This is a genomic window from Acidiplasma sp. MBA-1 (genome assembly GCF_000949015.1).
GTDB classification, from domain to species: Archaea; Thermoplasmatota; Thermoplasmata; order Thermoplasmatales; family Thermoplasmataceae; genus Acidiplasma; species Acidiplasma aeolicum.
Genome location: NZ_JYHS01000002.1, coordinates 446,967 through 466,845, shown reverse-complemented (window position 1 = coordinate 466,845; position 19,879 = coordinate 446,967). Strand labels below are relative to the sequence as shown.

Here is a 19,879-nt window from a genome sequence, read left to right as displayed (position 1 = left end):
TTCTATCTCCCACCTCAATTTGTACCTTGATGATTCCTTTTTCCTTAATGCTATACCCAGTTTCCTGTTATAGGTCAATTTATTTTCAACAATTCCTCTTCTCCTGTTAGTATCTATAACAGGTATACTATGTGTATTCTCAAAAATATAATCATATATATCAGAGGAATCATATGCAGCATCCATTAAAATATAATTATAATTCCTTACAGAATCTATCATTTCAAATGCCATATTCTTGTCATATACAGATGCAGTGGTCATCTTCCATTCCATTACAGATAATGAATCGGTATCTATAACTGCATGCACCTTCCTTCCGTATTCATAGCCCATTGTGCCGTAGCCCCATGAACTTTCAGGATCCTTGTATTTTCCATTCTTCCTTCTTCTCTGTGCTGTGGTATCCTTACATGTCTTTACAATGGATGAATCCACTGCAGCATTATCATTATCAGGATTTATCATATCTATTATTGATGAATTTATATAATGCCAGTCTATCCTCAGAGACCTATAAGATAATGTCCTGAAGTTTGGTATATCAGTTATATTCAATAACTCCATGAATTCTCTATGGTTATTGAAGAAGTATTTAGATGACCTGTATGATACTCCATATATCTTTAAAATTACAATAATCTTTACAATAAGTTTATTTGAGTACTTTCTGATTCTATCCTCCGCAACTATTTGAGCCAGCCTTTGCATAATTAATGGGATGTGGTTCGCTGCCATATCCCACTAATAATTTTCAAATTAATAAATATGACAATTGTCGAACAAATTATGAAGGTTTGGACACGCTATAAAAATAAATTAATATATGCGTTAAAAATTCATAGAGGATGAATTCTAATATTACTGCCAGGATTGAAAAGGGCCAGAGGTATTCAGATATTATTTCTGATAGGGCAAAGCATTTAATAATTGCTGCAAAACAGGATGGCGTTTTACATGACCTTGATGATACAGCCAGCGAATCAGGAGAAGTTGAATTAATTAATATATACTCCGATGATGGTCTAAAAATATTAAGGCATAGCACCGCCCATTTGCTTGCAAACGCTATTGTTGATTTATATCCTGGTGCAAAGCCCAATACAAGCAATGAGGATTCTGATGTATTCTATTACGATTTTGATATGCCACCAATATCAGTGGATGATTTCCCAAAAATAGAGGAAAAAATGAGGGAAATTGCATCAAAAAATTTAAAAATAGAAAAAATAAGGCAGGATAAAAATGCAATGCTTGAGATATTTAAGGATAACCCTTATAAAATAGATAAAATAAATGAAAACCTTAAGGATGGTGAAATATCGAATATTTACAGACAGGGCAATTACATTGAATTCTGCCGTGGCCCGCATGTGCCGTCAACAGGGTATATAAAAGCCTTTAAACTTTTGTCTGTTGCAAGCACCAATTATGAGGGTGATATAAATAAGCAAAAAATGGTGAGAATTTATGGCACATCATTCCCTGATCAGAAAATGTTAAAGGATTTCCTTCAAAGAAGGGAAGAGGCAATGAAAAGGGATCACAGAAAAATTGGCCAGGAAATGGACTTATTTTTATTTGATGAACGTGCCCCTGGCTTTCCATTTTACACGCCAAATGGCGCAATCATAAGGAATGAACTAATAAATTACATGAGGGAACTTAATGAAAAAAATGGCTGGGAGGATGTCTGGACACCGCATGCATACCGTGACATCATATGGAAGGAATCAGGCCATTACGATAAGTACAAAAACGATATGTTTCTGTTTAAATTGAGCAACGGGGACGATTACGGTCTTAAACCCATGAACTGCCCCGGGCATATAGCAATATACCAGCGTTCTGTTCACAGTTACCGTGAAATGCCCATTAAATATTCTGAGGCCGGCACAGTTTACCGTTATGAAAAATCTGGTGAGATGGGTGGTCTTACAAGGCCAAGGGCATTTACCATAGATGATGGTCATGGATTTTTAAGACCGGATCAAATTTTTGATGAGGTATCATCTCTCATAAAAATAATCCCTGATGTTTTTAGGACAATAATGGGGGAATCTGAAATATCATACGATTTAAGTACTATAGATAAATCAAACCCACAGAATTACCTGCTATCATACATTTGCAGGGATTGTGGTGAAAAATTTGAAATGAGGGCTGCATCAGGTGTATTAAAATGCCCTAAATGCGGTTCAACAAATCTGGAGGTTGATTTCTCAATGTGGGATAATGCCACAGATAATCTTAGAAGCGCACTGGAAGATCTAAATTTAAAATACAAGGAAAATCCAGGGGATGCCGCATTTTACGGCCCAAAAATTGACATACATGTTAAGGATGCCCTTGGAAGATTCTGGCAGCTTTCAACAATACAGCTGGATTTCTTCATGCCCATAAACTTTGATTTAACATATGTGGATTCAGATGGCAAAAAATCAAGGCCGGTTATACTTCACAGGGCCATTTATGGAAGCTACGAAAGATTTATTGCAATCCTTTTAGAACACTTCAACGGAAAGATGCCAACATGGCTTTCCCCGGTGCAGACCTATGTGGTTCCTGTATCTGAGAATTATAACGATTATGCCTCGTATGTTCACAGTGAGCTTGTTAAAAATCATATAAGATCCAAACTCGACCTTTCTGGAAATACCATATCTAAGAAAATAAAACTTATAAGACCAATGAGAGTTTCATATATTATAGTTGTTGGTGAAAAGGAAAAAATAAGCAATACAGTCTCTGTTAGAAACCGCAAGGATAAAACAAGGTCATATAACCTTCAGGATTTTATTTCTAAAATCACCATGGAAATAAAAAACCGCAGCATTGATCAATTATTTTAAATATAAAATATATTTTATACATATTTAATATATACATTTATGTCAAGAATACCGGAGGAGTTAAAATACACAAAAACACATGAATGGTTCAGTGTGGATGCAGGTGTGGCAACCATAGGCATAAGTGATTATGCACAGCAGCAGCTTACAGACATAGTATATATTGATATGCCAAAGCCTGGAGACGACAAAAAAATTGGGGATGTGCTTTTAACAATTGAATCCGTAAAATCTGCAGAGGATGTTTATTCACCAGTTAACGGCAAGGTTATAGAGATTAATATGGAACTCGAAAAGTCACCTGAACTTGTAAACGAGGACCCATACAAAAACTGGATAGTGAAAATAAAACTTGATGATGAAAAGTATAATTTCCTAACAGCAGAGGAATACAAAAAATATATAGGAGAATAAAAGAAATTATTATGAACAGAAAGGATAAATATTATATAAAGGCTAAAAAGGATAATTTACGCAGCAGGGCAGCATTTAAATTAATGGAGATACAGGAAAAATTCAATGTTATATCAGAAAATTCAAACGTCCTTGAGATTGGGGCATCACCAGGTGGCTGGACCCAGGTCATCAGAACAATAACCGGACGGCCAGTAATCTCTGTTGATATAAACAGGATGAAACCAATAGATGGTGTTATATTTATTCAGGGAGATATAAAGAACCCTGATATAATAAATATTATACAAAAAACTATGGAAGGCGAGGGAATTGAAAAAATAGATGTTATACTATCAGATGCCATGGTAAAAACCAGTGGAATTGGGGAGCGGGATCATTATGAATCCTACCTGCTTGGTACTGCGGTAATGGAGATGGCATTAAAATTGCTTTCACCGCATGGTAATGTTGTTATAAAACAGTTCCAGGGAGATGAAACGGGTAATTTTATAAATAAATGGAAGCAGTATTATTCGTTTAATAAAATTACAAAGCCAAGGGCATCCAGATCTGAATCGCGTGAGATATACATAGTTTTCAAGGACAGGATTTAATTCTGGTTCCTGTTTTTAAAATATTTAACAAGGTCTTTATAAAAATCGTAATCGGATATGCACATCTTTAACTCATTATTTTTTTCATTTAAAATTTCATTTATACGTTTTTCAATATATACCAGGCGTTCCTCATTTAGTTTTTTAAATCCGTTTATATCAACCATTTTATTCCATTCATCAACATATTCTTCAGGCGTCTTGTTATTAAATGCTGTCCTGCTTATCCTTTTTTTCCTTATTGAGTGCCTTATAAGGTCAAGGGTTTTAACATCTCTTGAATATGCCCTCTGGTATTCATCCTCATTCATATCAAGTCCTATAAGCTCAATGTTATTATCAATTGAATATCTTGCAGCCTCTATGTACACTGGTGATGGCGTCATAACCTCTCCGTATTTCGAGAGATTAACACCATATATAATTTCATAATCCGAAAGCGTCATTTCAAAGGGATTCTCAATAAAATATTTTATGCCCTTAACCTCCTCCGGTGATATGGTAATCATCATAATTTCTGGTTTGACAAAATACAGCTGCCTTTTTAATTCATCGCCATCACGTATTAAACCCTTTATTCCACCAAATATATAGAAATAATCATTTATTTTTTCCATCATAGCCTTTCAACTAAAATTTTTTTAAATGTATCCCTATCATTTATATTCATTAAATCCCTGATATTTACGACGGGGCATCCATATATATTCTCTCTTGTTGAATATGTCCTGTTAATAATTACTGGTATATCACCAAGAACATCACTTATTTTTTTTATGGACATTATTTTTTCAGAATTTTCCTCGGCATTGTTAAAGGCTCCTATCATAAGGAATGATTGAACATCATATGAAAGGCCATTAAATGGATTCCTGCTTATGTATTCAGATATGTAACCAAAGCTGTTTATTATTTTAAAAACTTCTTTTATAAATACATCATTTATATCCTCTTCCTCTACATTTATATTTTCTTTAAGTGTGGAAATATCCACCTCCCTGCTTATATCATCACCAAGTATGTTTTCAAGCTTTAGATATATATCTATTGTTGCAGAGCTTCCAGATTCGTAAAGAGATATGGACCTTCTGGAAACACCCAATTTCTGGGAAATATATCCTATTGAAAAATTCTTGCTATTTCTTATCTCTCTCATCTTTTCTCCATCTATTTTAACATAGAAGCCGCCGGGAGCAGAATATATATAGGGTTTCTGTCCATTAATATATTCCTTAAATGTTTGGAATGAAAATATTGGGAGGCCGTGCCTGAAATATAACACACCATCTTCTAATGCTCCAGTTCCAGTTTTTTCTCCAATAATTACTGCTATGGATCCGGTTATTTTTTCCATTTTTAATAATGATGAAACACTCAGTTTGCTAAACGTGTCAATATTATAAAGAACCTTAATTATATATTTTTCACCATCTCTTCTGCAAACTATATCAAATGTAACGAGGCCATATAGATCCGGCTCAGATACATTAAATCCGTTCTGTTTTAAGAACTCGTATATTTTTTTAATAAGTTCTTTCCTAACATCCACGTTCTAATATTATTAATATCATATAAAAACTTTTTTAAACAATAAAGTCAGTCAGTTGCATAATTCATTTCATTAAAATTTACAATTAAATATCAATTTTTAAACAAGAAGAACCACAGAAAATATGTAAGTATAAAAGGTCTAACAGCAATTCACTATGGCATATTGACTGGACTGAATACAATAAAAAAGAGAAATTAATAATAATAGGGGATGATGCATCTCGATTTATAACAGGATTTGGTGTATACAGTGAGGAAACAATAGATAATACAATAAATACATTAATAAAAGCAATAGAACTATATGGTAAACCAAAGGAAATAATAACAGACCATGGCACTCAATCCTTCTCAAATGGAAAGAATGGAATAATAGGAGATAAGAATAAGTTCAAGCAGTATTTGGATGATAATAATATAAAACATATACTGGCAGGAACGGATCATCCCCAAACAAATGGTAAATTAGAAAGGCTAAATTATACAATTAAATCATTAAAACCCTATTTTACAACATGGGATGAGGTTGTATATTATTATAATTATAAGAGAAGTCATATGTCATTATGTATAGATGAAAGGCCTGGGGTAACACCATCAATGGCATATGAGGAAAAGGGGGTAAGTTATATGAAAAGCAATAAATTTATTAAGGAACTCATTTAAGGATTTCATAACTTATATTAAAAATAAATTATAGATTGTAGTATACATGTAAACTAACTTATTTATATTGATTTAATTTTTATACTCAAATATGGTTGCAAATAAGGAACCAATATTTAAAGGAATGACAAAATATAAATGGTTTATTTTTATAGTTGCGCTATTGGGTTGGTCAATGGCTTCCATGGATCTAAATCTATATTCAATAAATTTACCTTTAATTATGAGTACATATCATATTTCTATAGCTTTAACAGGAATAATAACTGCATTAATATTTTTAGGTGCTACAATAGTCGTTTGGATAGTTGGTCCATTTTTAGACACATATGGCAGAAAGTCAGTATGGCAGTACAGTCTTTTAACTATGGCAATATTTACTGGTTTTACTATCTTCGCTACCACTGTAGTTATCCTGATTATAATAAGAGTACTATCTGATGGGCCATCATATATTGAATTTCCTACCGGAATAACAATTGCCAACGAAGAAATGCCTGCAAAATTACGTGGTAGCTTGTATGGTTGGATACAAGCAGGTTTCCCATTAGGCTATTTCTTAGCAACATTGATAGCAATAACTGTAGTTCCAAGATTCCCGTTAGATTTGGGGTGGAAAATAGCTTTTTTAATAGGTGTTGTTCCCATACTTTTAGTTGTAATAATGAGACATTGGGTTAAAGAACCAGAAAGATCTAAAATTGCTATTAAAGCAAGAAATTTAGCAAAAAATGGTCATTTAGATGAAGCAAAAGAAATTACAAAAAAATATCAGATAGATTTATCAGAAGCACCAAAGTATCCATATAAACAATTATTTACAGACCCTAAATTAAAAAAACATACTATATATAGTACAATAACTGAGCTATCTCATGAATTTTCCACTCCAGCTTTATTTTTCTTTACATCAACGGCTTTAGTTGTTTATAAACACATACCAGTTGAACAATCGTTTTACATCATATTAGCAGGAAATGGTTTAGCATTCTTTGCATATGGTTTAATGGGACATTTAGGTCAAAAAATAACAAGAAAATGGGCTAGTGCAATTATAGGCTTAGTAGGTGGTATATCAGTTATATTTTTTGCATTATCTTCTGGTTTACTAGAAACTATAATAGCGACCTTGTTATTTTATCCATTAGTACTAGCTTGGAATGGTACATGGTGGGTTTATATTGCCGAAACCTATCCAACTAGGGTTAGAGGCACTGCCGATTCATGGCAAGTAGGTTTGAATGATGCTGCATGGATTTTGGGAAGTTTAGCTTATGGATTCGTTATTTCAGCAGCAGGATTTTTATACACTTACTTATTAATAGGTGCATTACCGGTGTTGTTAGGCGCCATACTAGTAGCAACTAAAGGAATAAAAGTTAAGCCTGATGAAGAGCTAGAAGAAATAATAGTTTAATATTTAACAAATATTTTTTAAAATTAAAAATGTTAATTTAATATATATTTTATTATATGATATTAAATAATCAGATTGATTTACATGTAATATTATCTATTTATTATTAAAAATAAATTTCATATATTATGGAAATTAATGGTTTTTCATTATTAGATTTAGGAGCTAATTATCATGAGAAATCTATTTTAGTATATGGTGAAAGTAATGAGATTATTAAAGTACCATTTATTGGTGTTGTAATTAAGTTAAACGATCTGATAGTATTATTTGATACTGGTCCCAATATCGATGGTAATTATAGCATTATGAAACGATTTTCAACAAAGCAATCCGATAATCAACATTTAATTAATCAATTAAATTTATTAAACCTAAATATAAAGGATATCAAACTAGTCATATTGTCCCACCTGCATTTTGACCATGCTGGAGGTTTGAAATTCTTTAGGAATACTAATATACCAATACTAATACAAAAAAAAGAATTAGATTATGCTTACAATCCTGATTGGTTTTATAAAGATGTATATTATAGAAATGATTTCGATTTTGATGATTTAAATTATATTACTATTAATGGTAACTATAAAATTAATGACAATCTTAAAATAATTTCATTATACGGTCATACACCAGGAACTCAGGGTCTAATGTATCATTCAAAAAATAATAAGATAATCTTTACCAGTGATGCTATATATACATTAGAAAATATTCAACCAACTTTAAGAAGACAAGGATTTGATTCTTGTACTTCAATGTGGGGCAAATCAGCAAATAAAGTTATTTTAAAAAATAAATTTGATAATTTTGAAATATACCCTGGACATGATCCTGAATTTTATTCAAAGAAAAGGTTTGCACCCTATATTTATAAAGAATAGATGTTATAATTTAAATCATATAATATACAAAATTAAGTTTCTTGATAGTGTAATACTTTTACTGTAAATTCAAATGACCCTTTACCATTATACTTAATCAACCAGCCTTATCAGTGAATCACCATTGGGAAATGCACCTATCTTTTTAGTCCTTCTCTTTAATTCCCTGTTGAATCTCTCTGTTACATTGTTTGTATGCAGCTTTCTCTGATGTTCTTTTGGTAATGATATGTATGAATATAAAGAATCATACCACTTATAGAACATATCTATTGATTTATTTAACTTCATTTCCTCCATCCTATCCATGGCCATCCTAAATAACGATTCATCCATTAGTGCCTCTGACACTATTTTTGATACATCCTTCAAATGCTCATTATTCATGGTATTTTTTAAATTCTTCATGAAATGGAAATGGCAGTACTGCCACAGTGATTGTAGAAATGATTCCATTATAATATTGAATTTCACCTCACTAGTCCATATTCTTCTAGGCATTTACATTACCCCTTTTATATATTTATATAAATCATTCGTTATATATCTTTAGATGTGTTTAAGTTTAAACCATCCATAACCAATAGTTTCTATGGATATTGGTTTTAAATTGTATACCAACATTAATAGAAAAAGCAGGAAATAGGCAAAAAAATTAAAATAATTTTATTGACAGTGGGGCATAGGCATAATATATTATAATTTATATGTAAGAATATGGATTTATATAATAATTTATATTGCTATTTATATGAAAATAGTTGATGCAAAAACATATATATTAGATATACCGGTGGATACAATAAAGGATTCCCAATATACAGTAAATAAAATAAATCTTATTGTATTAAAATTATCAACAGATGACGGCATTGATGGTTATGGATATAACTGGAATACAGCCTCTGGAATGGATTTACCATATAAAATGTTTAATAAATACATAAAAAATGTAATAATAGGCGAGGATCCTTTTATGAGATTAAAAATAATGGATAAGATAACTAATGTAAATAATTTTGGTTGGGACCCTAGATTGGGAATTAACGGTCTTGGTGTGTATATTTTATCCATGGTTGATATGGCTCTCTGGGATATATTATGCAAAAAAATGGATATGCCATTATATAAGGTTCTCGGTGCAAAATCTGATATAGTTGAGGCATATAACACACATGGAGGATGGCTTTCATGGCCACTGGATAAATTAGTAGAGAATGCAATGGAACTAAAAAATGAGGGCTACAACTCGATAAAAATAAAGGTTGGTAGTAAAAATACAGATGATGATTATGAGCGTATAAAGGCTGTAAGAAATGCTGTTGGCAATAAAATGAAAATCATGATAGACGCCAACACAAAATGGGATCTCGAAACAGCAATAATGATGTCAAATAAGTTATATGAATTTAATATATATTGGCTTGAGGAGCCATTAAATTCACTTGATGTAAGATCGCATAAAATATTGAGAGAGAAAAGCAGAATTCCAATAGCACTTGGTGAATCATTGAACAATGAATATATTTTCAGGGATTATATAATAAATAATGCTGTTGATATAATACAGGTTGATGCAACAAAAGTTTCCGGCATAACAGAATGGTTAAAAATTGCAAACCTTGCGGAGGCATTTGGCATAAATGTTTATCCACATACCAATATACAGCAGCCATTGCATGCCCAGTTAGTTCTATCAGTAAAAAATGGAAGGATGGTGGAGCATGTCCCATGGCTTCTTGATGTCTGGAAATATCCATTAAAGCCTGAAAACGGTTATTTCCATTTAAATAATATAAAGGGTGCAGGAACTGAAATAAAAGAAACGGCAATTGAGAAATATTCAGTTAAAAAATTATTATAATAATGTAATTACATGAAAAATATGTGTGATGTCCTGAAATAAGTTACCTAATAAATTTATTTATTTTTATATAACCTTACCTCTTTTTTCTTAATATGCCATTAATGTTGTTGCCACGGGCTTGTTATTTATAGATAATGGCATATGCCTTCATTTAAAATTATAATTATACCATCCCACCCCTCGCTGTAAAATAAACCCTTAATGAGTTAATTGTATAATTTAACTTTTCTAAATTACCTTTGTTTGTGGATGGTCTATTCCTGTCAAGTTTTCTATATTGTAATGTTTATATGGTAACTCCATTCGAGACATGATAAAATTTTTTTTTAAGATTATGTATTGATATATTCTTATAAAATATCAGTTTTGCTTAATTCTGACGATATCTTATGCGGGCAGATTTTGATCTCGCACTTGTTACATATTATGTTTAATTTTACCGGTGAATTGATAACTATTCTATTTATTCCGGGTATCTCGTCTATTTCCCTGAATATATTTTTATCTATTTCACTATAAAAAATAATTCTTATAAAATTAGATTCAAGATCAGAATTCATGGAATACATTTCCTTAATATAAGAAGAATATTTTTTAATCAGGCACATTACCTCCCATAATACCTTTGGAAATGATCCTATATTTATATAGATTGTTACTATCTCATAGCCCATTAACAGCGATATTTTTGATATATCCGGTATAACCGATATATTTTCCATTATGGTTCTAACCACATCATTTTTATTAATAAACTTAATTGTTTCATATAACGTTCTCCTATTTACATTAAGTGCGTTTGCAAGGCTGCTTATTGAAACCTCAACATTATTTAAAAAAAGTTTGTCTCCCTTAACGGATATACCATTATTGTAAAGTGCCTGAACTATCTTTTTTTTTACGGGGTATTCCTTTAGGTATTCGTTTAAGACCAGCAGCATAAATATCATAAAGATTGAATGATATATATACTTATATAATTTTAATCTTAAGACTACAATCAGCGCGTTTGTTAATACTCTTATTATTTATCCAGATTTGAATATTGTATCTTAATTATATGAGGATATTAAATTATCGGCAATCTGTACCTTAATATAATTCAGGAAATTCATTCCCATCATAAATTCAGTGGTTTAATTTCTGGTATATTTATTTATAAAAGGCTAATAACGAATAGATTATATACATTTTAAACATAACATTATAAATGATAATTGATATTATCATAATATAATCAATCAAATAAATAACAACGGTGATAATAGTGAATGTCGATCCAAATATAACCAAATACCTAATTAAGGCTAAAATAATAACTGATGGTGTTGTTGAAAAACCTGATGTGGTTGGTGCAATCTTTGGCCAAACCGAGGGTTTACTTGGTGATGAATTAGATTTAAGGGACCTTCAGAAGAGTGGAAAGATTGGCAGAATAGAGGTAGAAATTGATACCAAGAAGGGCAGAACTGAGGGGTTTGTGTTAATTCCCTCCGGCCTTGATCAAGTTGAAAGTTCCATACTTGCCGCAGCCCTGGAAACTATAGACAGAATAGGTCCATGCAAGGCCAAGGTTGAAATAGAGGATGTTGAGGATGTAAGAATTAACAAGCGTGACAGGGTAATCCAGAGGGCAGAGGAATTATATAAAAAAATGGGTGAGAATGGTAAGAGCCTTAGCGAGAGCATAATTCAATCTGTCAGAGAGGAGGTTGAGAAAAAGGAAATAATATCATATGGTGAAGAACATCTGCCTGCAGGTCCTGCAATTAACAATTCCGACTCAATAATAGTTGTTGAGGGCAGAAATGATGTTCTAAATCTGTTAAGATATGGTATAAAAAATACAATAGCAGTTCAGGGAACAAGTGTGCCCAAAACCGTCAAGGAACTCTCAAAATCCAGAACGGTAACATTATTTGTGGATGGAGACCATGGCGGGGATTTAATAATAAAAGAAATGCTTCAGGTGGCAGATGTTGACTTTATTGCCAGGGCCCCACCAGGAACAGAGGTTGAGGAACTTACATATAAACAGATAGTGAAGGCCTTAAAATATAAAACTCCAGTTGAACAGTATCTTGAATCACACGGCATGATAGAAGAGCTAAAAGAATTTACCGAAAAATCAAATATGGAAAAACAGAAGATTGAGGAAAACAATAAATTAGATCATCAGGAAAAACACTCCGAAAAGCCTGCAGAAAAAGAGGTAAAAGAATCCAGATCAGATTCAAGGGAAGAACATAAAAACGAAGATAAGACAAATCATAAAGAACAGGTTAAGGAAGTACAGGCCTCAGAAGCCACTGTCCAGGAAGTGGAGGAGATAAAGAGGAATATAAATGACCCAAAATTTATAAAGAATAAACTGGAGGAATTATTTGAGGAAAAGAACATGGAAATATTTGATCAGGATTCAAATTCATTAGGGAAATACCCAGTATCAACCGGCGTTGATATGCTTGATGGTATTACCGGAGCAAATACATTAATCACAGGTGGAATAATTACACAGAGATTAATAGATACTGCATATACCATTGGAATCAAAAACATCTATGGCATGAAGATAGGCCATGTGACTAAAAAGCCTGAGAATATAAGGGTGGTTACATGGGATCATATGTAAATCTTAATGATTATCCAGATACCTCATATGTTAAAATTCCAACAAATCCACTTGATAGGGTTATAGGCCAGCCAGAAGCCGTTAGGCTTGCATTACTTGCCGCAAAACAGCGTAGAAATCTACTGCTTGTTGGTCCGCCAGGTGTTGGTAAATCCATGATAGCACAGGCCATGTCATTTTATATTGAAAGACCAAGGGAAGAGATCCGGGTTGTTCATAATCCTGCATATCCGGAGAGACCATTTATAGAGGTAAAAACTATAGATGAAATAGAGAAGGAAAAGAATGAGCTAAATTCTATAGAAGGCCAGATTATAGATCCAAAGGACGCACCCCAGAACGTTGCCGAGCGTTTAGGCTATCGCTGCCCGCACTGTGGATTTTATTCCCCACCAACTGAAAATATATGCCCAAACTGTAATAACAGTAAAATTATAAACAGTGCACAGGGTCCATTTAATGACGTTTTTAATGTTATAGGCGTTGCTTTTGGAGTTAATAACACAAACGACAGGGTAACACAAACAAGAAGAATAGGGGATAAAGAGGAAATAGTTGTTTACGAAAAATTTGGGGATAAAATAAGGGTCCTTGATGAGAAAACACTTGAAAAAAGAAGAAAAATGGAGAAAAAAAGTCCAAGCAAGGTAATAGTTCCAATAGATAGAAATCCCTTTGTACTTGCAACAGGTGCAAGTGAAACTGAACTTTTAGGGGATGTTAGGCACGATCCCTATGGTGGTCATCCACAGCTTGGGACGTTACCATATGAAAGGGTTGTTGCCGGTGCAGTACATATGGCCCATGAAGGTGTTCTTTTTATTGATGAAATCACACATTTAGGAAATCTTCAGAGATTTATATTAACTGCAATGCAGGAAAGAAAATTCCCGATCATAGGCAGGAATCCACAGAGCGCAGGTGCAAGTGTAAGGGTTGACGATGTTCCAACCGATTTTATACTTGTTGCAGCATGTAACATACAGGATTTACAGTACATATTAAGTCCATTAAGGTCAAGAATTATCGGTAATGGTTATGAAATACTTATGGAAATAGCAATGCCAGATAATCCCCAGAATAGACTAAAATACCTGCAGTTTATAGCCCAGGAAATAAATATAGACGGAAAAATACCACACATGACCATGGATGCTGCCAGAATAATTATAGAGGAGGGCAGGCGCAGGGCAAAGGAAGATCATAAGGAAAACTCACTTACATTAAGACTTAGGGAACTGGGCGGTCTTATAAGGGCCGCAGGAGACATGGCAGTGGAAAAGCAGCACAAGCTCATAGAAAAAGATGATGTTAAGGAGGCGCTTTCACTTTACATACCGGTTGAGGAGAAAATAAAGAAGTACTATGGAAGCATGTATAATGCCATGAATCAGGAGGCTACAGGATCTCAGAAGGGTGAATATAATACATATTATAACTATAATGATGATAGAACATATCAATAAATTTATCTTTAATTATAAAATAATTTTTATACTCACAAAATAATTAATATTTGTTAAGCATCCTGATTAAAATGACATTGATTATTACATTTGTTACAGTATACGTGGCATTATTTGCCATAATGAATCCGATAGGCGCAGTGCCGGTTTTAATATCCCTAACAGACGGATACACAATAAAAGAAAGGAAGGATGTAATAAGAAAGGCTGTTTACACAGCATCAGGAATGATTTTTGGATTTATGTTTCTTGGAATATACATTTTTGACATTCTTGGAATTAATTTGTATGATTTTGAGATAGCAGGAGGCGCACTTCTGTTTAAGGTTGGTTTTGATATGCTTCAGGGAAAAATATCACAGACCAAAATGACGCAGGCAGAAAAGGAGGAGTCATCTGAAAGGGAGGCAATTGCCATAGCACCCCTTGGCACCCCACTTCTTGCAGGCCCTGGTTCAATAACCACTGCTATTATATTTTTCAATGAAGAGAACATTGCATTAACATCCAGATTCATAACTATAATAGCAATAGTGCTTGTTCTCATTTCATCTTTTATTATTCTTAAATATTCAGTTAAGACATTTGAAAAAATTGGAAAAACAGGGTCTATAGTAATTTCCAGAATAATGGGATTGTTACTTACAGCAATAGCTGTCGATCTAATAGCAAACGGGATAATACATATATTTAATGTTTAAGTATTTCAAAAATTTCATTATAATTATCTAAAGTTAACTGTCCTGGCGCTGTGCTTTCTTTAAATTTTGCATAGCCGATATCTGAAACAGTTATTAGGGAAAATACCCTTAAAAAGCTATTTTTATCTCCCATTGGTATAAAGGCCATTTCCTTATTGGTTCTTTTTTTGAAATCCATTATTATTAAAAGGTCCCTGAGGAATTTTTCATAATCATTATAATTTAAGGCTATCTTGTAAATATCAGGATTGTGCATCTCCATTTTTTTTAATATATTTTTTACATCATCGTTATTATTACCATGATATGATAGCATCAACCTAGATTTCTGAAAATCATCTCTTTTAAAATAAAAGTTGGAAATATCAATATCTATTATTGGTGCCCTGTTAAATGCATATGAATATACTTTTATTATATCTGCTATTTTGCTACCACGGTATGTAAATATGTAATTTATTTTGTTTTCATTCATGTAAGAAATAATATTCTCTGGGTTTTTATCATTTAATTCAAAAAGATCGAATCTTATTTCATAATTATTATTTTTTTTTAAAATACCTGAGTCAAAAGCATTTTTAAGTTCATTAAAGGATTTAAAATATATGGATATGTATATATTATGCAGGTTATTAATATCAGCCGTCATCCAATGTTATAATAATACAACAATAATAAATGTTATTCTTTGAGTTTAGATAAGGTTTTAACTAAAAAAAGAATATACATTTATGGATATGATAGAAATTAAGAAAGGATCTAAGTACAGGGTTATATCCGGCAGCGGTGATGATAAACCAATGATTACTGATGGGGAGTACGTTGGTTATGCAATACTTGGTGAGGAGGGCGCTCTTGGTTTTCGTGTTCAGGATAACAATTCACAAAAAATTCGCCTTATACCAATTAACTCAATAGCATACATAGAGTTCGATGAGGAAAACCTTGTTATAAAAAATAAGGATGAGGAAAAGGATAAAACAAACTATATAGTTTAAAAAATTTTATTTTAACATTGCACAGCACATCTCTTCATATATCCTTTTACCATTAAATATACTGTTATAGAGGCATACCCTGTCAATTTTTATCTCGCAGTTTATTTTTATTTCTGGCAGTTCTAATTTTCTTTTAAATCTATAAATTGTAATATGTGGTTTAAAATTATTATTTTTAACCCCCAAACTATTAATTATGTCATAATAAATTTTATCGAGGCCATTGCCTGTAATGTCCAGATATCCAATATTTGCACCTTCCTTTTTGGGAAAGCCGCTTAATCCCTTAATATGTATTTTTACTGCACCCTCATCGATATTTTTTATAATATCACATACCATTTTTGCATATTTTTTATCTATATTCCCAAGGAAGTAATATGTAATATGAAGCAGATTTAAATCAACCTTCTTTCCCGGAAGTTGTATTCCATTGTATAATTCCTGGCTTAAAGTTACCGGCGATGCTATAAAACACCTCATCCTATCATTTTTGTTAATCATTTTATATTGTAAAACCATGTCAGAATAAAAAAATTTTGACATCTTAATAATCAAATTATTAGCATATATTTTTAACACTTTATAACAAAATATTAATACAGATTTTTGCTTAGAGTTCTAATGTTATATCCGCATTATCTCCAATCATTTGCACCGTACATAACTTTATTATTGCTATTTTTGGATGGTTATATATTTGGCTTTATAGCTAAAAAATCAGTTTTAGCAGTTATATTATTACTAATAGCACTAATTATTGGTATTTTTCTCGGTATGGTTTTAATAGGCGTGCCATCATTGGCCACCATAATTTCATTTACCACGCATTATCTATCAAATTTTGCTCCCATATTTCATCTTGGTTCAAATACCGTAATTTTATTTGTGCTAATTTTTATAATAGGTCTTGCCCTAGGGATATGGAAATCATAAAAAAATTTGGATAAATATAATTTAAAGCCATCGGAGGGTTTCGATCCCCCGACCTGCTGATTACAAATCAGCTGCTCTACCAACTGAGCTACGATGGCAGTAATACCATTATTAAAACGCATTATTTAAAATTTTTACTTTTGGTTTTTATTTCAGGATTAAAATTTAAAAAATTTATAATTAAATAATTATTTTTATTCTTCGTGGTTATATGCTTCCATTACATATTCCGCAAACTGGTCGTCAGGGTATGCTCCAACAAAAGTAACATCATCATTTATCACTATATGCGGTACTGCAGAAACACCAACATCTGAAGCTTCCTGATCGAACTCAAGAGATTCTATCATCTCTCCTTTTATGTTTTTGTTAAGCAGCGCAAATTTATGTGCTGTTCCAACGGCCCTTGGGCAGTACTGGCATGTTGGTGTTACATAAACCTTTATTGTGATTGGTTTATCCACCTTTGAAATCAGTTCAACAGCCTTTTTGGACACGTCAGCATCACCTATTGAAACATTTTCAAGGTCCTCTATTAATGATCCGAATTCATATCCTGAGGGAATACCGTAATAAACTATCCTGCCATCCACGACACCTTTTGGGGCCACTATGGTAGCTGGATACTTTTCAACACCGTACTTTTCAACAAGATCTTTATCGGTCTCATATACATATTTTACCAGATTTATCTTGTCGCTTAATGTGGCAACCTCCTCGGCAAGCTGTACTGTTTCCTTGCAGTATTTGCAGTCTGTATTATTGGATGTAAATACAACCAGATCCACAGGGTTTTTTAGCTTTTTTGCAAATTCATCCATTAGGTATTTTTTATCTTCATCTCTTATCAATGCCATATTTATCGATTAAGTATTTTAAACTACTATTTAAAGATTTCTGCACAAATTTGTGTACTATATTTATTATATGATTACATTAATATATAATCTTGCCATATTTTAAAGAATGACCGAAAAGCTATATTATACAGATATGTATGGAACTGAGTTTGATGCAAAAGTTGTTTCTGTTGATGGAAATAAGTTTATATTAGATCGAACTTTATTTTATCCAACCAGTGGTGGTCAGCCAAATGATACCGGTACGGTTAATCAGGATGGCACAACATACAACGTTATAGATGTTTATAAGGAGGGCGATGATATTATTCATGTTTTAGATCCCAATTCATCGTTAACCCCAGGAGCCCATGTGCATGGAAAAATAGACTGGGATAGAAGATACATACACATGCGGTATCACACAGCTGTGCATATAATTGATGGTGTTGTTAATAATAATTACAGTGATGAAGGTCTTATCACCGGGGGTCAGATTTATGAGGATCATGCAAGGGTTGATTTCGATTTTAAAGAGATTGATAGGGAAAAAATATCTAAAATCATAGATGAGGCCAATGATATAGTGAATAAGGGCCTAAAAGTTTTTCAGAGGGATATATCCCGTGATGAGGCTCTAAATATTCCCGGTCTTGCCAGAACAGAGCCAGGAAGAGAATTAATAAAGAAACTTGATCACGTACGTATAATTGAAATAGAGAATTTTGATTTTCAGGCTGACGGTGGAACACATGTTAAAAATACCAGAGAAGTTGGAAAAATAATAATGGGAAAAATAGAAAACAAGGGAAAGGGCCATAAAAGATTAAATTTCAGTTTAGAATAAAAAGTTCTTAAACTTAATTTTTCATATATATTTAAACAGTTTATCAATTATGGTGTCATTTATTAATATTTGAAATGTTTTAGGTTTATGATAATGTTTATTTGTATATTTTTTTTATATAATCATTCATTAAGATTGATAAAATAAATAACTTTATTAACCACTTGTATATATCAATGTGATAAACATGGAAAATAAAATGCCTTTGATAGGTGAGAAATTTCCGGAGATGGATGTTATAACCACGCAAGGTGCCAAGAAGCTTCCTGACGATTATTCAGGAAAGTGGTTTGTATTATTCAGCCACCCTGGCGACTTTACACCGGTATGTACAACAGAATTTTTTTCATTTGCACAGAGAAGCGATGAATTTAAGAAATTAAATACAGAACTGATAGGATTAAGCGTTGATTCAAAGATATCACACATGGAATGGATAAATTGGATTCATGATAATTTAAAAATAGATATAAAATTCCCAATAATAGCAGACCCTATGGGAAATGTTGCAAGGAATCTCGGCATGATACATGCAGAATCAGCAACATCAACAGTAAGGGCGGTGTTCATAGTCGATAATAAATCAACTGTTCGGGCAATATTATATTATCCACTTGAAATAGGAAGAAACATATCTGAAATACTGAGAATGATAAAGGCATTGCAAATGGTTGATAAATTTAAAATAGCAACACCTGCAAACTGGCCAAATAATGAACTAATAAAATCAGCGTTTATAAATCCTCCACCAGCAACAATGAATGATATACCTGAAAGAATGAAAAAATACCGCGGCTATGCATGGTGGCTCACATACCAGGATGCTCCCGAGGAGGAAGTAAAGGAGGCCAAGAATTTATCAAAAACGGAGTGAGAAATATGCCAGTTTATGAATCAGAAGGCAGTCTGGATGAGAGAACAAAGGACCTTTCAAGGGCGAGGCAGTCACTAATAGAGGAAATGCAGGCAATAATGTTCTATGATGAGAGGGCATATGCAACAAAGGATAAAAATCTTAGGGATGTAATAGAGCATAACCGTGATGATGAGAAGGAGCATTTTTCATTATTACTTGAATACCTTAGAAGAAATGACCCGCAGCTTGATAGGGAATTGAGGGAGATACTGTTTTCAAATAAGGAATTAAAGGACTTGGGGGACTAAAAAAATTTAATTTAATATAAAATTTAATTATAATATAATTATAAAC

At 32.4% G+C, this 19,879-nt stretch carries 22 protein-coding genes, 1 tRNA gene and 1 pseudogene; 15 read left to right on the top strand and 9 right to left on the bottom strand.

Annotation, left to right across the window (positions count from 1 at the left end):
* Positions 1 to 738 (bottom strand): transposase (locus tag TZ01_RS05705; protein ID WP_048101801.1); only part of this gene is annotated, 738 nt, incomplete at its 3' end.
* A gap of 110 nt (positions 739 to 848) precedes the next feature.
* On the opposite strand from TZ01_RS05705, the gene TZ01_RS05700 reads away from it, so the two are divergent.
* From TZ01_RS05700 to TZ01_RS05690, 3 genes are read left to right on the top strand one after another with little or no spacing between them, the layout of a single operon-like run.
* The gene (locus TZ01_RS05700; RefSeq protein ID WP_052656785.1) at positions 849 to 2,852 is read left to right on the top strand and encodes a threonine--tRNA ligase; all 2,004 of its coding nucleotides are present in this window, start codon (positions 849 to 851) and stop codon (positions 2,850 to 2,852) included.
* Positions 2,853 to 2,891: 39 nt separating this feature from the next.
* A complete protein-coding gene (gene gcvH / locus TZ01_RS05695) occupies positions 2,892 to 3,266 on the top strand; it encodes a glycine cleavage system protein GcvH (protein ID WP_048101800.1) in 375 nt (124 codons plus the stop codon).
* An 11-nt stretch (positions 3,267 to 3,277) separates the two neighbouring features.
* Positions 3,278 to 3,862 (top strand): RlmE family RNA methyltransferase, encoded by a 585-nt coding sequence (locus tag TZ01_RS05690; protein WP_048101799.1) that lies wholly within the window; start codon positions 3,278 to 3,280, stop codon positions 3,860 to 3,862.
* Here TZ01_RS05690 and TZ01_RS05685 read toward each other — a convergent pair.
* Entirely contained in the window at positions 3,859 to 4,479 is a 621-nt protein-coding gene (locus TZ01_RS05685; protein ID WP_055040914.1) for a hypothetical protein, read from the bottom strand. The genes TZ01_RS05690 and TZ01_RS05685 overlap by 4 nt on opposite strands.
* On the bottom strand, positions 4,479 to 5,411 hold the full coding sequence (locus tag TZ01_RS05680) for a transcriptional regulator (RefSeq protein ID WP_048101797.1): 933 nt from the start codon (positions 5,409 to 5,411) through the stop codon (positions 4,479 to 4,481). Before TZ01_RS05680 ends, TZ01_RS05685 begins: the two co-directional genes overlap by 1 nt.
* Before the next feature lie 102 nt (positions 5,412 to 5,513).
* Between TZ01_RS05680 and TZ01_RS09430 the strand changes: the two are divergent.
* The 3 genes and pseudogenes from TZ01_RS09430 to TZ01_RS05665 all read left to right on the top strand — a co-directional run.
* A pseudogene (locus tag TZ01_RS09430) lies at positions 5,514 to 6,079 on the top strand (DDE-type integrase/transposase/recombinase); the annotation flags it as partial.
* 91 nt (positions 6,080 to 6,170) lie between these two features.
* On the top strand, positions 6,171 to 7,496 hold the full coding sequence (locus TZ01_RS05670) for an MFS transporter (protein ID WP_048101796.1): 1,326 nt from the start codon (positions 6,171 to 6,173) through the stop codon (positions 7,494 to 7,496).
* Positions 7,497 to 7,624: 128 nt separating this feature from the next.
* Positions 7,625 to 8,383: an N-acyl homoserine lactonase family protein gene (locus tag TZ01_RS05665; RefSeq protein WP_048101795.1), complete on the top strand. Its 759-nt coding sequence runs from the start codon at positions 7,625 to 7,627 to the stop codon at positions 8,381 to 8,383.
* A 93-nt stretch (positions 8,384 to 8,476) separates the two neighbouring features.
* Here the strand turns inward: TZ01_RS05665 and TZ01_RS05660 are convergent, their stop codons facing one another.
* The gene (locus tag TZ01_RS05660) at positions 8,477 to 8,884 is read right to left on the bottom strand and encodes a transposase (RefSeq protein ID WP_082180457.1); all 408 of its coding nucleotides are present in this window, start codon (positions 8,882 to 8,884) and stop codon (positions 8,477 to 8,479) included.
* Between the two features lie 250 nt (positions 8,885 to 9,134).
* Here TZ01_RS05660 and TZ01_RS05655 point away from each other — a divergent pair, with 250 nt between their 5' ends.
* Positions 9,135 to 10,247: a mandelate racemase/muconate lactonizing enzyme family protein gene (locus tag TZ01_RS05655; RefSeq protein ID WP_048101793.1), complete on the top strand. Its 1,113-nt coding sequence runs from the start codon at positions 9,135 to 9,137 to the stop codon at positions 10,245 to 10,247.
* Between the two features lie 353 nt (positions 10,248 to 10,600).
* Here TZ01_RS05655 and TZ01_RS05650 read toward each other — a convergent pair whose 3' ends face one another.
* Complete coding sequence (locus tag TZ01_RS05650; RefSeq protein WP_052656782.1) at positions 10,601 to 11,200, bottom strand: hypothetical protein; 600 nt, start codon at positions 11,198 to 11,200, stop codon at positions 10,601 to 10,603.
* 317 nt (positions 11,201 to 11,517) lie between these two features.
* Here TZ01_RS05650 and dnaG point away from each other — a divergent pair, with 317 nt between their 5' ends.
* The 3 genes from dnaG to TZ01_RS05635 all read left to right on the top strand — a co-directional run bounded on the left by dnaG (position 11,518) and on the right by TZ01_RS05635 (position 15,049).
* Positions 11,518 to 12,882: a DNA primase DnaG gene (dnaG, locus tag TZ01_RS05645; protein WP_048101860.1), complete on the top strand. Its 1,365-nt coding sequence runs from the start codon at positions 11,518 to 11,520 to the stop codon at positions 12,880 to 12,882.
* Positions 12,867 to 14,348 carry an ATP-binding protein gene (locus TZ01_RS05640; protein WP_048101792.1) on the top strand — a complete coding sequence of 494 codons (1,482 nt, stop codon included), beginning with the start codon at positions 12,867 to 12,869 and terminating at the stop codon, positions 14,346 to 14,348. The genes dnaG and TZ01_RS05640 overlap by 16 nt, the downstream gene beginning before the upstream one ends.
* A 71-nt stretch (positions 14,349 to 14,419) precedes the next feature.
* Entirely contained in the window at positions 14,420 to 15,049 is a 630-nt protein-coding gene (locus tag TZ01_RS05635) for a MarC family protein (protein WP_048101791.1), read from the top strand.
* On the opposite strand, the gene TZ01_RS05630 is transcribed toward TZ01_RS05635, so the two are convergent.
* Complete coding sequence (locus TZ01_RS05630) at positions 15,039 to 15,698, bottom strand: type I 3-dehydroquinate dehydratase (RefSeq protein WP_048101790.1); 660 nt, start codon at positions 15,696 to 15,698, stop codon at positions 15,039 to 15,041. The two genes, TZ01_RS05635 and TZ01_RS05630, sit on opposite strands and share 11 nt — an antisense overlap.
* An 82-nt stretch (positions 15,699 to 15,780) precedes the next feature.
* On the opposite strand from TZ01_RS05630, the gene TZ01_RS05625 reads away from it, so the two are divergent.
* Positions 15,781 to 16,047: a hypothetical protein gene (locus TZ01_RS05625; RefSeq protein WP_048101789.1), complete on the top strand. Its 267-nt coding sequence runs from the start codon at positions 15,781 to 15,783 to the stop codon at positions 16,045 to 16,047.
* 6 nt (positions 16,048 to 16,053) lie between these two features.
* On the opposite strand, the gene TZ01_RS05620 is transcribed toward TZ01_RS05625, so the two are convergent.
* Complete coding sequence (locus tag TZ01_RS05620) at positions 16,054 to 16,551, bottom strand: 2'-5' RNA ligase family protein (protein WP_162200876.1); 498 nt, start codon at positions 16,549 to 16,551, stop codon at positions 16,054 to 16,056.
* A gap of 120 nt (positions 16,552 to 16,671) precedes the next feature.
* Between TZ01_RS05620 and TZ01_RS05615 the strand changes: the two genes are divergently transcribed.
* Positions 16,672 to 16,983 (top strand): hypothetical protein, encoded by a 312-nt coding sequence (locus tag TZ01_RS05615; RefSeq protein ID WP_048101787.1) that lies wholly within the window; start codon positions 16,672 to 16,674, stop codon positions 16,981 to 16,983.
* Positions 16,984 to 17,008: 25 nt separating this feature from the next.
* Here the strand turns inward: TZ01_RS05615 and TZ01_RS05610 are convergent.
* Positions 17,009 to 17,081, bottom strand: a tRNA-Thr gene (locus TZ01_RS05610).
* A 96-nt stretch (positions 17,082 to 17,177) separates the two neighbouring features.
* Complete coding sequence (locus TZ01_RS05605) at positions 17,178 to 17,840, bottom strand: thioredoxin family protein (RefSeq protein ID WP_048101786.1); 663 nt, start codon at positions 17,838 to 17,840, stop codon at positions 17,178 to 17,180.
* Between the two features lie 109 nt (positions 17,841 to 17,949).
* Between TZ01_RS05605 and alaXM the strand changes: the two genes are divergently transcribed.
* The 3 genes from alaXM (at position 17,950) to TZ01_RS05590 (ending at position 19,833) form a co-directional block, all read left to right on the top strand.
* On the top strand, positions 17,950 to 18,669 hold the full coding sequence (gene alaXM, locus TZ01_RS05600) for an alanyl-tRNA editing protein AlaXM (protein ID WP_048101785.1): 720 nt from the start codon (positions 17,950 to 17,952) through the stop codon (positions 18,667 to 18,669).
* A 187-nt stretch (positions 18,670 to 18,856) separates the two neighbouring features.
* Positions 18,857 to 19,543 carry a peroxiredoxin gene (locus TZ01_RS05595; protein ID WP_048101784.1) on the top strand — a complete coding sequence of 229 codons (687 nt, stop codon included), beginning with the start codon at positions 18,857 to 18,859 and terminating at the stop codon, positions 19,541 to 19,543.
* A gap of 5 nt (positions 19,544 to 19,548) precedes the next feature.
* Entirely contained in the window at positions 19,549 to 19,833 is a 285-nt protein-coding gene (locus TZ01_RS05590; protein ID WP_048101859.1) for a ferritin, read from the top strand.
* The last annotated feature ends 46 nt before the right edge of the window (positions 19,834 to 19,879 follow it).

Bases quoted from the DNA above. Each gene is read 5' to 3' on its own strand.
- TZ01_RS05630 (WP_048101790.1), bottom strand. From the start codon at position 15,698: ATGACGGCTGATATTAATAACCTGCATAATATATACATATCCATATAT.
- TZ01_RS05650 (WP_052656782.1), bottom strand. From the start codon at position 11,200: ATGATATTTATGCTGCTGGTCTTAAACGAATACCTAAAGGAATACCCC.
- TZ01_RS05640 (WP_048101792.1), top strand. From the start codon at position 12,867: ATGGGATCATATGTAAATCTTAATGATTATCCAGATACCTCATATGTT.
- TZ01_RS05670 (WP_048101796.1), top strand. From the start codon at position 6,171: ATGGTTGCAAATAAGGAACCAATATTTAAAGGAATGACAAAATATAAA.
- TZ01_RS05665 (WP_048101795.1), top strand. From the start codon at position 7,625: ATGGAAATTAATGGTTTTTCATTATTAGATTTAGGAGCTAATTATCAT.
- TZ01_RS05620 (WP_162200876.1), bottom strand. From the start codon at position 16,551: ATGATTAACAAAAATGATAGGATGAGGTGTTTTATAGCATCGCCGGTA.
- TZ01_RS05595 (WP_048101784.1), top strand. From the start codon at position 18,857: ATGGAAAATAAAATGCCTTTGATAGGTGAGAAATTTCCGGAGATGGAT.
- TZ01_RS05685 (WP_055040914.1), bottom strand. From the start codon at position 4,479: ATGGAAAAAATAAATGATTATTTCTATATATTTGGTGGAATAAAGGGT.
- alaXM (WP_048101785.1), top strand. From the start codon at position 17,950: ATGACCGAAAAGCTATATTATACAGATATGTATGGAACTGAGTTTGAT.
- gcvH (WP_048101800.1), top strand. From the start codon at position 2,892: ATGTCAAGAATACCGGAGGAGTTAAAATACACAAAAACACATGAATGG.
- TZ01_RS05660 (WP_082180457.1), bottom strand. From the start codon at position 8,884: ATGCCTAGAAGAATATGGACTAGTGAGGTGAAATTCAATATTATAATG.
- TZ01_RS05625 (WP_048101789.1), top strand. From the start codon at position 15,781: ATGGATATGATAGAAATTAAGAAAGGATCTAAGTACAGGGTTATATCC.
- TZ01_RS05655 (WP_048101793.1), top strand. From the start codon at position 9,135: ATGAAAATAGTTGATGCAAAAACATATATATTAGATATACCGGTGGAT.
- TZ01_RS05605 (WP_048101786.1), bottom strand. From the start codon at position 17,840: ATGGCATTGATAAGAGATGAAGATAAAAAATACCTAATGGATGAATTT.
- TZ01_RS05590 (WP_048101859.1), top strand. From the start codon at position 19,549: ATGCCAGTTTATGAATCAGAAGGCAGTCTGGATGAGAGAACAAAGGAC.
- TZ01_RS05690 (WP_048101799.1), top strand. From the start codon at position 3,278: ATGAACAGAAAGGATAAATATTATATAAAGGCTAAAAAGGATAATTTA.
- TZ01_RS05615 (WP_048101787.1), top strand. From the start codon at position 16,672: ATGTTATATCCGCATTATCTCCAATCATTTGCACCGTACATAACTTTA.
- TZ01_RS05635 (WP_048101791.1), top strand. From the start codon at position 14,420: ATGACATTGATTATTACATTTGTTACAGTATACGTGGCATTATTTGCC.
- TZ01_RS05700 (WP_052656785.1), top strand. From the start codon at position 849: ATGAATTCTAATATTACTGCCAGGATTGAAAAGGGCCAGAGGTATTCA.